Annotated in this window: 10 protein-coding genes; 4 read left to right on the forward strand and 6 right to left on the reverse strand. The window is 65.1% G+C overall.

All coding sequences use genetic code 11. From position 1 onward, the window contains the following. Window positions 1–56: 56 nt before the first annotated feature. Complete coding sequence (locus AAFG07_RS23155; protein ID WP_342722189.1) at window positions 57–1,214, reverse strand: cysteine desulfurase family protein; 1,158 nt, start codon at window positions 1,212–1,214, stop codon at window positions 57–59. A gap of 474 nt (window positions 1,215–1,688) precedes the next feature. Here AAFG07_RS23155 and AAFG07_RS23160 point away from each other — a divergent pair, with 474 nt between their 5' ends. Beyond that, window positions 1,689–2,336, forward strand: a complete 648-nt coding sequence (locus tag AAFG07_RS23160; protein ID WP_016843213.1) for an alpha/beta hydrolase — start codon at window positions 1,689–1,691, stop codon at window positions 2,334–2,336. A gap of 137 nt (window positions 2,337–2,473) precedes the next feature. On the opposite strand, the gene AAFG07_RS23165 is transcribed toward AAFG07_RS23160, so the two are convergent. From AAFG07_RS23165 to AAFG07_RS23175, 3 genes are all read right to left on the reverse strand, one after another. Continuing rightward, complete coding sequence (locus AAFG07_RS23165) at window positions 2,474–2,803, reverse strand: multidrug efflux SMR transporter (protein ID WP_342722190.1); 330 nt, start codon at window positions 2,801–2,803, stop codon at window positions 2,474–2,476. Window positions 2,804–2,806: 3 nt separating this feature from the next. Then, window positions 2,807–3,484: a glutathione S-transferase family protein gene (locus tag AAFG07_RS23170; protein WP_342722191.1), complete on the reverse strand. Its 678-nt coding sequence runs from the start codon at window positions 3,482–3,484 to the stop codon at window positions 2,807–2,809. A gap of 83 nt (window positions 3,485–3,567) precedes the next feature. Then, complete coding sequence (locus AAFG07_RS23175) at window positions 3,568–4,671, reverse strand: anhydro-N-acetylmuramic acid kinase (RefSeq protein ID WP_342722192.1); 1,104 nt, start codon at window positions 4,669–4,671, stop codon at window positions 3,568–3,570. 152 nt (window positions 4,672–4,823) lie between these two features. Here AAFG07_RS23175 and tyrS point away from each other — a divergent pair, with 152 nt between their 5' ends. Continuing rightward, a complete protein-coding gene (tyrS, locus tag AAFG07_RS23180; RefSeq protein WP_342722193.1) occupies window positions 4,824–6,077 on the forward strand; it encodes a tyrosine--tRNA ligase in 1,254 nt (417 codons plus the stop codon). Window positions 6,078–6,133: 56 nt separating this feature from the next. Then, window positions 6,134–7,381, forward strand: a complete 1,248-nt coding sequence (locus AAFG07_RS23185; RefSeq protein ID WP_342722194.1) for an MFS transporter — start codon at window positions 6,134–6,136, stop codon at window positions 7,379–7,381. An 84-nt stretch (window positions 7,382–7,465) separates the two neighbouring features. Here AAFG07_RS23185 and AAFG07_RS23190 read toward each other — a convergent pair whose 3' ends face one another. Continuing rightward, window positions 7,466–9,220 (reverse strand): hypothetical protein, encoded by a 1,755-nt coding sequence (locus AAFG07_RS23190; RefSeq protein ID WP_342722195.1) that lies wholly within the window; start codon window positions 9,218–9,220, stop codon window positions 7,466–7,468. Window positions 9,221–9,444: 224 nt separating this feature from the next. After that, window positions 9,445–13,149, reverse strand: a complete 3,705-nt coding sequence (locus AAFG07_RS23195) for a DUF3971 domain-containing protein (protein ID WP_342722196.1) — start codon at window positions 13,147–13,149, stop codon at window positions 9,445–9,447. 227 nt (window positions 13,150–13,376) lie between these two features. Here AAFG07_RS23195 and AAFG07_RS23200 point away from each other — a divergent pair, with 227 nt between their 5' ends. Beyond that, window positions 13,377–14,123: a peroxiredoxin gene (locus AAFG07_RS23200; RefSeq protein ID WP_342722197.1), complete on the forward strand. Its 747-nt coding sequence runs from the start codon at window positions 13,377–13,379 to the stop codon at window positions 14,121–14,123. Window positions 14,124–14,160 lie beyond the last annotated feature (37 nt).

Below are 14,160 nucleotides of genomic sequence, written 5' to 3' on the forward strand. Positions count from 1 at the left end.
CAAGTTCCGAAGTCTCTTACGATGCTTTGAAGACGAAATCACCCGCTTAGAACTGTTCAAGCTGTGTTTCGTCGCTCTCCCTTAACTAAGGTATCGGCGAGCTTTCGCCAAGCCTTGAGGGTCAAATCCACGTCTGTCTCCGTGGTAGACCAGCCAAGACTAAGCCGCACCGCTCCCTGGGACACCTCTGGACGGTATCCCATTGCCTCCAGGACGTGGGACGGCTGGACCTTGCCCGACGAGCAGGCGGAACCGGACGACACCGCTACCCCCGCCAGGTCGAATCCGATGACCGCCGTTTCGGCCTTCATGCCGGGCGCTGTGAACAGAACGGTATTCGGCAACCGCTTCACGTCATCGGAGAAGACCACCACGTCCGGCGTCTGCCGCAGCCCGTGCTCGAGCCGGTCGCGCAGTCCCCTGACGCGGGCGGCGTCGGCCTTCAGCGCCACCATCGCGGCCTTCGCGGCCGCACCAAAACCGGCAATCCCTGCGACGTTCTCGGTCCCTGCCCGTCGTCCGAGCTCCTGCCCGCCGCCGCGCAAGAACGCCTCCAGCCCTTCGACGCCTTCGGCAAGCACCAGTGCGCCTGCGCCCTTCGGTCCACCGATCTTGTGCGCCGACAGCGTCACGAGATCGGCCTGGGTCGAGGCGAGATCGAACGGGATCTTTCCGAACGCCTGGATCGCGTCGACGTGCATTAGGCCACCGGCCGCGTGGACGGTCTCGGCGACGTCAGCCACCGGCTGGATGGCGCCGGTCTCGTTGTTCGCCAGCATCACCGAGACCAGCGCGGGCGCACCGTCGGCCAGCAGCGCACGCAGATGATCGAGATCGATCACCCCGGCGCGCGTGACATTGATCGCGAGGGTGGCCTCGCGCGCGAACCGTCCGCCCGCGAGGACAGACGCGTGCTCGATCGCGGACACGAGCAGCCGGCTGACCGGCGCGCCTGCACCGCGGCGCAATCCCGGCGTCAGTGCGAGCGCATTGGCTTCGGTCCCGCCGGAGAGAAACACGACGTCCTGCGCCCGGCCGCCGACCGCATTCGCCACCGCACTGCGGGCATCCTCGACCAGCCGGCGCGCGCGGCGTCCCTCGCTGTGCACCGAGGACGGGTTGCCGCTCAATTCCCATGCCGCAGTCATCGCCGCCTTCGCCTCCTGGCGAAGCGGCGTGGTGGCATTCCAGTCGAGATAGACGCGATCGGCCATCGAGCTTGTCCGCGGCAACCACCGTGATTGCGGCCTTCCACTGCGACATAACGACAGTCGGGCAGCGAGACCAGATCAGAGTCACCAATGCCAGCGATTTTTCACACTCGCCGGGAGTCCCATCGTGTTGCCTGGCAAGACATTCGCAGTTTCCTTGCGCCGCGCCCCGCGCGCGATAGCAATATGACAAAGCAAAACTTCAGGTAGCCAACGAGCAATTCGGCGTGTCGATCCGGGTCGCCGCCGACGCGCCGGCTACGCGTGCGTCACGGAGCGGATTAGCACCTGCCAAGCGGCACAATTTCCTTGATTTTTGCCCCTTGCGTCATGCTAGAAGGCCTTCCAGCGTGCCGCCCGGCGGCGCCTGCGCTGATTTCATCATGAGCCGCTCTGCTCGCGCCCGTCGCCGAAGATGGCTCCAACCGGTTGATTGATCGACGTCAATCAAGGGAACGCGTCAATCAAGGGAACACAATGCCTGAAGTCATTTTCACCGGCCCTGCTGGCCGTCTCGAAGGCCGCTACCATCCGGCCAAGCAGAAGAACGCGCCGATCGCGATGATCCTGCATCCGCATCCGCAGTTCCACGGCACGATGAACCACCAGATCGTCTACCAGTGCTATTACGCGTTCGCGCATCGCGGCTTCTCGGTGCTGCGCTTCAACTTCCGTGGCGTCGGCCGCAGCCAGGGCTCGTTCGATCACGGCACCGGCGAATTGTCAGACGCCGCGAGCGCGCTCGACTGGGCGCAGGCGATCAATCCGGAGGCGCGCGCCTGCTGGGTTGCGGGCTTCTCGTTCGGCGCATGGATCGGCATGCAGCTCTTGATGCGCCGTCCCGAGGTCGAGGGCTTCATCTCGATCGCGCCGCCCGCCAACCTCTACGACTTCTCGTTCCTCGCGCCCTGCCCGTCGTCGGGCCTGATCGTGCACGGCGACAAGGATGCCGTGGTGCCGCCCAAGGACGTCAACACGCTGGTCGAGAAGCTGAAGACGCAGAAGGGCATCGTGATCGACCAGCAGGTCATCCCCGGTGCCAACCATTTCTTCGACGGCAAGCTCGAGCCGCTGATGGAGACGGTGACCGGCTATCTCGACATGCGCCTCGCCAACGTGCGCTGAGGCGATCTTGTAGCCCGGATGGAGCCAACGGGTCGCGCGAACGCGCGCCCGATGACAGGCTCCGCGAAATCCGGGACAGCTCTCACTAGTGGCACAACTGATCCCGGATTGCGCTTCGCTCCATCCGGGCTACGGATTTATTCCGGCGCGAATTTCAGCGCGGCGATGCCGACCAAGACCAACGCGATCCCGGCGACCTTCATCGGATTCAAAGCCTCGTTGAACAGCAGCACGCCCATGGTCAGCGTGCCGACCGCGCCGATGCCGGTCCATACCGTGTAGGCGACGCCGACGCCGAGCACCTGCAACGCGCGCCCGAGCAGGAACACGAACGCGGCGAGCAGCGCCAGCGAGACCAGCGTCCAGCCAAGGCGCGTATAGCCTTCGGCATATTTCATCGAGATGGCCCAGCCGACGTCGAGAAGACCGGCGACGACCAGCGCGATCCAGGCAATGGAGTGCGACATGGGTTACGCGGCAAGCTTCAGCATGTGCGCGCGGTGGCCGACCAGGAACGCGTGCAGCAGCGCGGGATATTCAGGCGACACGGCGCTGCGCACGCTCGGCCGCTGCGCCAGCGCACTACGCCACGCGCGAACCTTTGGCGTGTGGGTGAACACGGCTAGATCGGTCAGCTGGTCGAACAGATCGAAATAGCGGAAGACCGGCGCGAACACCGCATCCACCAGACTGAACCTGGCGCCCGCGAAGAACGGACCCGCGCCGAGCGCAGCCTCGACGCGCGCGAATTTTGCGGCGACCGCCTGCCGCTTGCCCTCGAAGACCGCGGCATCGGTCGCAGTCTCGAGCCCCCAGAGGTCGCCGAGAATGGCCGAGCCGAACTCCATCCAGGCGCGATGCTCGGCGCGCGTCAGTGCATCCCCCGGATGCAGCTTCGCGCCGCCTTGCGTCTCCTCGATGTACTCGCAGATCACGTTGCTCTCGAACAGCGCGACCTCCTTGCCGTCGTCACCGGTCACGACCAGCACCGGCACCTTGCCGAGCGGCGAGATCTTCAGGAACCAGTCCGGCTTGTTGGCGAGATCGATGTCGATCCGCTCGAACGGCACGCCCTTCTCGTGCAGCGCGATCACCGCGCGTTGCACGTAGGGACAGAGCTTGTGGCTGATCAGCTTCAGGGCGGCCATGACGAACCTCGCGTTCCAATGCAACTGCATCGAATTAAATGCTGCGGCATGGAACTGTCAAGGTAGATGCATTTGCATCTAAATCACGGTCGCGCGATGATGCCCCCGGTCATCGGGATCGGCACCCCCGTGGTGGTGGGGTAGCTCAGCGGCAGGCCCTTCATGCCGCGCGCGGCGAGGAAGCCGAAGGCCTGCGCCTCGATCGCGTCCGCCGCCCAGCCGAGCGCCTCGGCGGGCTCGACGAGCGCCGGCGTCAGGCGCTCGCGCAGCATCCGCAGCATGGTGAGGTTGGAGGCGCCGCCGCCGCAGATGATCCAGCTCTTCGGCGCCTTCGGCAGCAGCGGCACCACGCGAGCGATCGCGGCCGCCGTGAAAGCGGTCAGCGTCGCAGCGCCATCGGCCGGCGCCACGGCGCCGAGCTTCAGGCTGGCAAAGTCGTTGCGGTCGAGCGATTTCGGCGGCGGAACCGAGAAGAACGGCAGCCTCAACGCCTGTGCGATCCAGGCTTCGTCTGGTTTGCCCAGCGCGGCAAATTTCCCGGCGGTGTCGTACGGCTGATGCATCTGGCGGAACATGAAGTCGTCGAGCAGCGCGTTGCCGGGCCCGGTGTCGCAGGCGATCAGCGTGTCGGTTCCGTCGATATAGGTGATGTTGGAGACGCCGCCGATATTGACCACGACGGTCGGCCCCTCGCGGTTCAGCGATTGCGCCAGCGCGCGGTGGTAGACCGGCACGAGCGGCGCGCCCTGCCCGCCGGCCTCGACGTCGGCGGCGCGGAAATCATGCATCACCGGAATGTGGATCGCTTTGGCGAGCGCCAGGGCATCGCCGATCTGGACCGTCAACCTCCGCTCGGGGCGGTGCAGCACGGTCTGGCCATGGAACCCGACGATGTCGATGTCCTGGGCGGAGATCCGGGTCTGCGCCATGAAGCTGGCGACGGCCGCAGCATGGGCTGACGTGACGGCCTGCTCGGCCTGCCGCAAGATCCCCGGCCGGGCGTCGCGCTGTGTCAGATGGACGGCCTCGGTCAGCGCCTGGCGCAGCAGGCTGCGCTCGCTGTCGGTATAGGGTCGATAGCCTGTAGGCCCGAAGGCCTTGATCTGGCGGCCGTCGGTCTCGATCAGTGCCACGTCGACCCCGTCGAGCGAGGTCCCGCTCATCAGACCGAGTGCCGTTAACATCATTGTGGAAGCGCCCCAGCCGGGAACCCCCGGCTTGTCTCAAACAAGTACATCCTATAATGCCACTGCGCGTCCGCCTGCGGCAGCCTCAAGCCTCAAGGTTCCGCAAATAGATGCAAAAACCGTAAAACAAGAATGATCTGGCTCGCCGACAAATGACTGCATTTAAATCGGATTTCCTGAACACTCTACAGGAACGCGGCTTCGTCCACCAGTGCTCCGATTTCGAGGGCCTCGACGCGCTTGCCGCGAAGGGCGAGGCGACCGCCTATGTCGGCTATGACTGCACCGCGCCGTCGCTGCACATCGGCAACTTCCTCACCATGATGATGCTGTACTGGCTGCAACAGAGCGGCAACAAGCCGATCACATTGATGGGCGGCGGCACCACGATGGTCGGCGACCCCTCCGGCAAGGACGAGACGCGTGCGATGCGCACGGTCGCGGAGATCGAAGCCAACAAGGCCTCGATCCGCGGCGTGTTCGCCAAGGTGCTGCGCTATGGCAATGGGCCCTCCGACGCCATCATGCTCGACAACGCCGAGTGGCTGACCAAGCTGAACTGGATCGAGATGCTGCGCGACATCGGCCGGCACTTCTCGGTCAACCGCATGCTGACGATGGATTCGGTGCGGCTCCGGCTCGAGCGCGAGCAGGAGATGAGCTTCATCGAATTCAACTACATGGTCTGCCAGGCCTACGACTTCGTCGAGCTGTCGCGCCGCGCCGGCTGCCGGCTGCAGATGGGCGGCTCCGACCAGTGGGGCAACATCGTCAACGGCGTCGATCTCGGCCGCCGCATGGGCTCGCCGCAGCTGTTCGCGCTGACCACGCCGTTGCTGACCACCGCCTCCGGCGACAAGATGGGCAAGACCGCCAAGGGCGCGGTGTGGCTCAACGCCGACCAGTTCTCGCCGTACGATTTCTGGCAATACTGGCGCAACGTCGAGGACGCCGACGTCGTCAAATTCCTCAAGCTGTTCACGATCCTGCCGATGAGCGAGATCGGCAAGCTCGCCGCGCTCGGTGGCAGCGAGATCAACGAAGCCAAGAAGGTGCTGGCAACCGAGGCCACCGCCCTGCTCCATGGCCGCGATGCGGCCAATGAAGCCGCCGAGACCGCGCGCCGCACCTTCGAGGAAGGTGCGCTGGCCGAGACCTTGCCGACGGTGGAAATTCCGCGCGGCGAATTCGGAGCCGGCGTCGGCGTGCTCGTCGCCTTCGTCAAGGCCGAGCTCGTCGCCTCCAACGGCGAAGCGCGGCGGCAGATCAAGGGCGGCGGCCTGCGCGTCAACGATGTCGCGGTCACCGACGAGAAGATGCTGCTGACGCCGGCCAATCTGACGCCGGAAGGCGTCGTCAAATTGTCGCTCGGCAAGAAGCGGCACGTCCTGCTGAAGCCTGCATAGGCGCATTCGTATTTGTCGGTTGCAGGGAGCGCCCAAAGCGCGCTCCCTCCTTTTCGATGGACCAGACCACGACTCCGAACGACACGCTTGCAACGCCGGCGAAACAGTCGCGCGTCGCACTGAACGTGCTCGCACTCTGCTTCGTGCTGTCGGTGCTCGGACGCGGTCTCAGCGACAGCTTCACGGTGTTCCTCAAGCCGATCTCGGAAAATTTCGGCTGGGACCGCGCCTCCGTCGTGTCGGTCTATTCGCTGACCTGGCTCGCCAGCGGCCTCACCGCGCCCCTGGTCGGGCGCCTGTTCGATCGCTCGGGTCCGCGCGTGGTCTATGCGCTGGGCCTGTCGCTGCTCGGCTGCGCATTCCTGATCGCCTCACGCGCGCAAGCGCTCTGGCAGTTCCAGCTCAGCGTCGGCCTCTGCGTCGGCTTCGGCACCGCGCTGATCGGCAACGTCTCGAACTCGATCCTGCTCGGCCGCTGGTTCGGACCAAAGCTGCCAACCGCGATGGCCGTGATGTATTCGGCGACCGGCGCCGGCCTCTTGGTGCTGCTGCCGCTGTCGCAGGTGCTGATCGACCGGATCGGCTGGCGCGAGGCCTATCAGGTATTCGGCGTCAGTGCGCTTGGCCTGCTCGTCCCGCTCGTGTTCCTGCCGTGGCGGCTGCTCGCCGGCGGATCGCCGCACATCATCAGGAAGGCGCAAGCCGGGCTCGCCGAAGAAGGCTGGACGTTGCTGGCTGCGATGCGCCACCACGCCTTCTGGGCGCTGTTCTCGACTTTCTTCTTCACCGCGATTGCGATGTATGCGCTGACGGCGCAGATCGTCGCCTACCTGATCGATGTCGGCTTCCCGCCGCTGCAGGCCGCCACCGCCTGGGGCTTCTCCGGCGTCGCGCTGTTCGTCGGCATGCTCGGCGTGTCCACGCTCGACGGCATCATCGGCCGCCGGCCCTCGGTGCTGTTCAGCTACGGCGTCTCGATCATCGGCATCATCCTGCTCTGGCTGCTACAGTGGTATCCGAACTACTGGCTGCTGACCGGCTTTGTGATCTGCTTCGGCAGCATGATCGGCTCGCGCGGCCCGCTGATCACCGCGACCGCGCTAAAAATCTTCCGCGGTGAACGTGTCGGCACGATCTACGGCACCATCATGATCGGCAGCGGCCTCGGCTCCGCGCTCGGCTCCTGGGGCGGCGGCCTGATCCACGACTGGACCCACAGCTACAATCCGCTGATCGCCTTCGCGCTCGTCAACGTGGTGCTCGGCCTGATCCCGTTCCTGGTGGTGCCGGCGCTGCGGCGCTGAGTCGAGTGCTCATGAACTTGGCTAGTTCGACGGCCTCTCCCCACGGGCACATGGGGAGAGGCCGAAGGCTACGACGTCTTTCGCTCAGTCGATATCGCGGCAATCGTCGCCGCGGTGGTCACGGCCGCAGGAGCCGCGGTCATGGGCTTCCTCCCGGCCATCGCCGGTGCCCGGCGTGAACGACACGCCACGCAGCGCCTCGCCGGAGTTCGCGGTGCGCAGCGTGACGAAATGCTCGCCGGCCGGCAGCGTGGTCGCGGAAAGCTTGTCGGTGATCATCACGAGCTTGTTCGGATCGGCACCCTGGTCGCCGCTGCCGCTCACCGTGGAGGTGATCGCCCAGATCGACACGCTGCCGTCGCGATTGACGCGGCCGGTGATGTTGCGCAGGCCGTCGGTCGCCGGCGACCACGGCTTGCCGGTCGCGGTGTTGTTGCCGGTCGGATAGCCCTGCACCGTGTAGGGCACACCGAGGTCAAGTCCCGCCTGCAGGGTGTAGGCCTGCTTCCACGCGCCGGCGGTGCTGTCGAACACCCACTTCTGCAATCCGGCTGATGTCTGCGCCTTGGCAGCGGTATAGCTGTTCGATGTCGGGTCGAATGTTGCGGTGCCGTTGCCTTCGTCGGCGACGTAGAGCGTGTTCGCGTCGGCGAACCAGATGCCGAACGGGAACGAGGTTGTGCTCTTGAGCGCAGTCGGGAAACCGCTCAGCACGCACATGTTGTAGGGCGTGACGCCCTGCGTCGCCAACTTCGAACCGTCGTAGAAGATCTGCGTCGTCGGCAGCGACGCAGACGGAGCCGGCAGGCCGACGCCGTTCGGGCACGCCTTCGGACTGCCGTTGGCGGCGTTGCCGGTGGTGTCGATGAAGTAGACGGTGTTGATTCCGTTACCGCCGCTGCCCTTGGTCGTGTAGATCACGTTGTTGAACACGGTGAGGCCGCGAAAATTGGTGTCCTTGCCGATCTTGTCGGCTTTCTGGCCGAGTTCGGTGATGTTGAAGCTGCCGAGCGGGAAAGGGCCGCCCGGATCCGCCTGCCGCGCGAGCGGCGCGTCGGCCTCTCTCGCGATCTGCATGCCGGCCCCCGTGATGACGCCCGCAGGCTGCGGGTTGCCGCCATTGCCCGCATTGCCGGCGGTGTAGAACACACCGGCACCATGCCGATCGTTGAAGATCGCAGCGCGACCGTTGTTGCCGCTATAGCCGTTCACCTTGGTGAAGTGGAAGCGACCGTTCTCGTCGACTTCGGCGACCAGGCGATAATAGGTGCCGGGCACCGGATTAGTCGGATCGATGACGTCAGGCGTATTGGAGTTCGACACGTCGATGGCGCCGATCGGAGCGAGATAGCCCATGAACGTCACCCTGCGGTGATCGAGCGACAGATTGAGCGCCAGCTCGGATTTTGACGAGAAGCTGGTGACCATCTGGTCCTTGTTTTGGGACACGCCGCGCTGGGCGCTGTTCGGCACCTCGAGCGACTGCACATGTCTGCCGTCGAGACGCAGTTCGTCGAGCAGGATCTTCGCAGTCAGGCCGAACGAGCCGTCGACACCGTCGTTGTTGAACACCGTCGGATAGGTGCCGTCCGCCGTTGCGGTCACGCAATTGGGCGACACGCAGTTCGGCGGCAATTGTGTCACGCCGGGCGTGATGGTGACGGCGTTGTTGACGAACACCGCACGGCTCAACAACAGATGACCCGGCCGGAAATGAACGTCGTCGCCGTCGGCGTGCGCAAGACTGCTGGCGAGCGCCGTGGAGGCGAGCAGCGTCAACGCAAAAACCGGCCGAGACAGCGGAAGCCCCACAGGCGGGCGCAATCCTTTGGCGATCATTGCTTTTCTCCCAATGTAAGATTTTTTCAGAAAACGAGAGGCGCGTAACCGCCCGCCATGGCGGCGGTCGGCGCGCGCAATCTGCGGGCGGACTGTTACGGGCGTGCGACAATCCACCGCATGTCCACTGCGGGATCTCACTCGTCGCGATGGATGATCCAGTCGGTCATGCCCGGCAATCTCGTCCGGGCCCTCGGCTACCGCCGAGGGAATCTGCTGACGCGCTAATTGTTCGTCGTCGGCAGATCGTTCGGGCCGTACTGCTTGAACTCGAAGATCTTGCGCGTCAGGCCGGGCGCCAGCGCCGAGATCGGGTTGACGCGCAGCACCGGCGCACTCGGTGTTCCCACCACTTCATAGGTCACACCGATCAGGCCTTCGTTGCTGCCGGCGCCCAGGAAAATCCCGAAGAACGGGATCTGGCCGAACATGTTGTTCAAGCCGTACATCGGAATGAAGGTGCCGTTCATCCGCACCTGGTTGCCGAGATAGTCGATGCTGCCTTCGATCGTCGCGCCGATGCTCGGTCCCTTGACCACGCCGTTGCGGATCGAGAGCTGGCCGCTCTGGCGCGTGAACTCGGCGCGCAGCGCGTCGAACCCGATGCCGTTCTGGGTGCTGACCGGCCCGCCGGCGACGGCGCGGTCGAGCTGGGTTTCGCCCTTCACCGAAAAGCCGGTGATGTTGATGAGACCTTCCCTCGGGCTCGGCTCGGGGATCGGCGGCTCCATCGCCAGCGTGAGCTGGCCGCCGACCACCTTCGAATAGGTGTCGATGAAGCGCAGGAACGCGCCGGCGTCACCGGTTTGCAGGTAGATCACCTCGCGGCCCTGCTGGCGGCCGCGCATGTCGACGCTGACGGGGGTATCGCGGCCGACCCTGCCGCTCAGCGTGAACGCCTTGAAGAACCCGTTGCGCCGCGAAATCTTGGCGTCGACGCCACGCAGCGCTTCGCCGTTGAACCCGGCCACCGCGCCGAGCTTCAGATCGACATCGAAATCGGTGGTCTTGGTCTTGCTCTTGGGATCGCTGTCGCGGCCGGAGATCGCCGATTTCAGGAAGCCGCGGCCATCGAACACGTCGCCACGCATCGTCACCTTGATCACGCCGTCGGGACCGCGATCGGCCCGCAGCGATGTCTTGTCGCCGTCCGACGGCGCATAGGTCGGGAAGTTCGCATTCATCAGGTCGCCGTTCTGGTCGACCTCGAGCGCGCCCTTGATCGAGACGCCGCTGCCATCGATCGAGATATCCTCGAACCGCGTCGACTGCCCCTTCGGCACCACGTTGAAGGTCGCCTTGCCGGCCCTGCCCTGCGCCTTGACCCAACCCGGCAGGATGTTGTCGAGCTTGAGCTGGGTCAGGTCGGCCTCGACACCCATCTTGGTGGCGGGATTGTCGCCGCTGCCGATCTTGCCGCTCAGCTTGATCGGGATCGCGCCTGACACGGCGGGACCGAGATCAAGCCCGAGCCGTGCGCGGCTCGCATCGTCCAGCGTTGCCTGCAGCTTGACGTCGGCATCGCCGTCGGCCGGCTTGCGGTAGTCGAGCGAGGCCGCCTGCCCGTTGATCTTGACGTCGCCCTTGACCTGGAAGCCGGCGTTGCTCGCAATCACCTTCAGCGTGTTGGCCTCGAGCTTCTGGTTCATGACCAGCTTGTCGACGGCAACGGCGGAGATGTCGGCGGTGACGGAATATTGCGTGTCGGCCTTGGTCAGCCCGCCCGTCACCGGCATGCCGAGATTGATCGTGGCCGTGACGTTGCCCTTGCTGCCGTTGGGATCGATCGGCGGACCGGAGAGATCGCTGAGCCGGTCGGATGCGAGGATTTCGGCGGCGGCCGGCACCGGACAGTCGACCCGGAACTTGACCTTCGACGGCGACGGCTTCGGCGCCATGTCGGGCACCTCGAAGCTGAAATCCGACAGCGTGATCTTGCGGCCGGCCGGCGTGTCGGCGATGCCCTGATTGATGGTCACGGTCGCCGTGCGGCCGGTCACCCTGGCCTTCAGATCCGCATCATGCACCGCGGGCATCTTGTCCACCGGACGCACCGTGACACCCGAAGCGACGATGTTAACCGAGAGGCCGTCATCCGGGATCGGCGGTCCCTTGCGCGACAGATTATGTACCGGCGAATTGACGCCGACATCGATGCGCTGGAGCGTGCCGCGGTCGATCCGCTCGAGCACCCATTCGCGCACCTCGGGCACGATGATGATCGGCCACATCCGCTTCAGCGCGGAGGCCGACATCGGCGTGCCGGCGAAGCCGAGTTGCAACCGCGGCTCGCCGGAGTAGTCGATGCTGCCGGTGCCGGCGACGCCGATCTCGCCATTGCTGATATCGGCCTGGGTCAGCAGCACCCGCTTCTTCTCGGTGTCGAACCGGAAACCGACGTTGATGCGATTGAAGATCAGCGGCGGTTCGTCCTTGTCGGCGCCGGCGAGCACGATGGTGCCCCCGGACAGGCCCGCCTGCCAGTCGGTGACGTTGTCGTTCGGCGGCTCGAGATGGCCGAGCAGCGTGATGCGGTTGGCGCCCGAGACGATCTTGATCGGCGCCAGCAGCACGCGGCGCCCCGAATCCCATTCGACGCTCATCTCGGCCGAATCGACCGGCATCGGGTAGTCGGGCGTGTCGGTGTCGATGATGTTGCCGGCACCGACATTGATCTTGCCGCGGAAATAGGTCGGCAGGCCGTCGCGGCCGAGCTCGCCCTTCATCTCGCCCGACAGCGGCAGGTCCGCGGTGTAGGTGAGATCCTTGGTCCGCATCGCGAGCAGGATGTTGCGGGTGGAGACCTTGTCGGCCTTGATGTCGACCGAGCGCACGCCATTCTGCTGCGGTCCAATCAGGACGCGGACCGACCAGGGCTTTGCGCCGTCCTCGCCGAAGCTGAGCGCAACCCCGCCGCCACTCGGGCGCCGCAGGCTCAGGCTGATATTCTCAAAGCTCCATTTGTTGCCGCGCTGCTGGTCGTCGACGACGAGATTGCCGTTCTTCAGGCCGATCTCGTTGAGATTCTGACCATCGAGGCCGGTCATGCTGAGGCTGTCGAGCCAGTCGAGGCCGGCGAGCAGCCCGCTCTGGGCCGAATCGGGTGCGGCAGCCGAGGGTGCGGAGGCAACTGGAGGCAAGGCAACCGGCGGCGGCGGCGCAGCGGTCGCCGGCCGCGGGAATGTCGGCGGCAGCCCCGCCTCCCGCTTGGATGCAACCCCGGTGGCGAGCGGTTTTGCGGTGTCGCCGGCGGACACGGTGACATTGCCGTCGGGCGTGATGCGCACCGACAGTTCCGCATCGACCAGGTTGAGGCTCTCCGCCCGCAACTGGCCCATCAGCAATGCCGTTCCGGACAAGCGCACTTCGGCTTTCGGCGCGCTGGCAACGACCGCGTGGTCGCGGTCGCGGACGATGATGTCACGGATGCGCACCGCGATCCTGACCCGGCCGGCGCGCTCGATCTGCGTTCCGCCGACCTCGACCGTGTTGCCGTGACCGATATTCTCCTCGATCGCCGCGGCAAGCCATGGCGTCGCCAGATCGAGATTGATCGGACCGGCGCCGAGCCGCCACCACAACGCGCCGAAGCAGGTCGCGAACATCACGACCAGCACCACGAGCACCAGCCCGATGCGGCGGATCCAACGCTCACGATGCAGCCAGCGCTGCATGCCGGAGCAGAAATCGCTGAAACGATGCAGGTTGGTGTTGGAACGCGCCAGCAATTGCCGCGCACGGTTGCCCGCCGCCTCATCCTGCTCGTCCCACGCGGCGTCGTCTTCCCATTGCGAGAAGTCGGTCCCGGCGCGCGGATTTGGACCCTGCGGCGACGTGTTCCTTGCCATTGCCTCTCGGTGCTGACGGCGAAGCTGATCGCCGCCATCGGGGCGCCCGTCGACTGTTATCGAGCGCTCCCTTGCCGGCATCGCCGCCTATCCTCGCCTAATCATGTTACTCGCCGATGGCCCCGGAACGGGCCAAACCAACCAATCAAAAACCAATTCAGCAAGCGGACGGGTAACGCGTCGAATTCCTTGTCACCATACTCCGTGGCCATCAAACTTGCCCAGCAGCCGATGCGAATCCGGCCGCTGCGAATGAGACCCGCAATACCCCAATGGTTGAGCTTCGGAAAGCGACGAAAGGAAGGCGTATGTCCAAGAAAACGCGCAAGAAATCCTCCAACACAACCGGAAAGCGGGTCGCAACAAAGGTTGCGCGCGCCACAAGCGCAAGCACTGGGAAGTCCGCGATGAAAACCCGCACAACGGTTGCGAAGACGGCCGCGGCCAAGAAAGCAGCCAAGAAAGCAACGAAGGCGAAGGCCAAGACCACCGCAAAGACCGCAACGGGTGTTCAAGGCAAAGCCTCGCACAAGGCTGCATCGAAACCGTTAAAGGCTGAGCCGGCCGCAACCGTGACCAAGTTGTCCGCCGTCACACTCACTGAGGGCGCCGCGGCGCCCGGCTTCGACCTGCCGCGCGACGGTGGAGGCAGCGCTTCACTGCGAGATTTTGCCGGCAAGAAGCTGGTGCTGTTCTTCTATCCCCGCGCCGACACCCCCGGCTGCACCAGGGAGGCGATCGACTTCACCCGGCTCAAGAACGAGTTCGCGGCTTCAGGTGCCGAGGTGGTCGGCATTTCCGCCGACACGGTTAAGGCGCAGGAGTCATTTCGAAACAAACACCAGCTGTCGGTGCCGCTGGTCTCGGACCCGGCCCACCAGATGCTGGAGGCGTATGGCGCCTGGGGCGAAAAATCCATGTATGGCAGGACCTTCATGGGAATTATTCGCACCACGGTTCTGGTCGATTCCAGTGGAAAAGTCGCCCGGATCTGGCGCCATGTGAAGGTCGACGGCCATGCCGAAGCGGTATTGGAGGCCGCCCGATCGCTCTGATCGGAGGGTTCCGTTTCCTGAAAATTAACCATGGCGA

Origin of the sequence: Bradyrhizobium sp. B097, assembly GCF_038957035.1 — a bacterium.
Lineage (GTDB): Bacteria > Pseudomonadota > Alphaproteobacteria > Rhizobiales > Xanthobacteraceae > Bradyrhizobium.

Bases quoted from the DNA above. Each gene is read 5' to 3' on its own strand.
- AAFG07_RS23185 (WP_342722194.1), top strand. From the start codon at position 6,134: ATGGACCAGACCACGACTCCGAACGACACGCTTGCAACGCCGGCGAAA.
- AAFG07_RS23200 (WP_342722197.1), top strand. From the start codon at position 13,377: ATGTCCAAGAAAACGCGCAAGAAATCCTCCAACACAACCGGAAAGCGG.
- AAFG07_RS23195 (WP_342722196.1), bottom strand. From the start codon at position 13,149: ATGCCGGCAAGGGAGCGCTCGATAACAGTCGACGGGCGCCCCGATGGC.
- AAFG07_RS23155 (WP_342722189.1), bottom strand. From the start codon at position 1,214: ATGGCCGATCGCGTCTATCTCGACTGGAATGCCACCACGCCGCTTCGC.
- AAFG07_RS23175 (WP_342722192.1), bottom strand. From the start codon at position 4,671: ATGATGTTAACGGCACTCGGTCTGATGAGCGGGACCTCGCTCGACGGG.
- AAFG07_RS23170 (WP_342722191.1), bottom strand. From the start codon at position 3,484: ATGGCCGCCCTGAAGCTGATCAGCCACAAGCTCTGTCCCTACGTGCAA.
- tyrS (WP_342722193.1), top strand. From the start codon at position 4,824: ATGACTGCATTTAAATCGGATTTCCTGAACACTCTACAGGAACGCGGC.
- AAFG07_RS23165 (WP_342722190.1), bottom strand. From the start codon at position 2,803: ATGTCGCACTCCATTGCCTGGATCGCGCTGGTCGTCGCCGGTCTTCTC.
- AAFG07_RS23190 (WP_342722195.1), bottom strand. From the start codon at position 9,220: ATGATCGCCAAAGGATTGCGCCCGCCTGTGGGGCTTCCGCTGTCTCGG.
- AAFG07_RS23160 (WP_016843213.1), top strand. From the start codon at position 1,689: ATGCCTGAAGTCATTTTCACCGGCCCTGCTGGCCGTCTCGAAGGCCGC.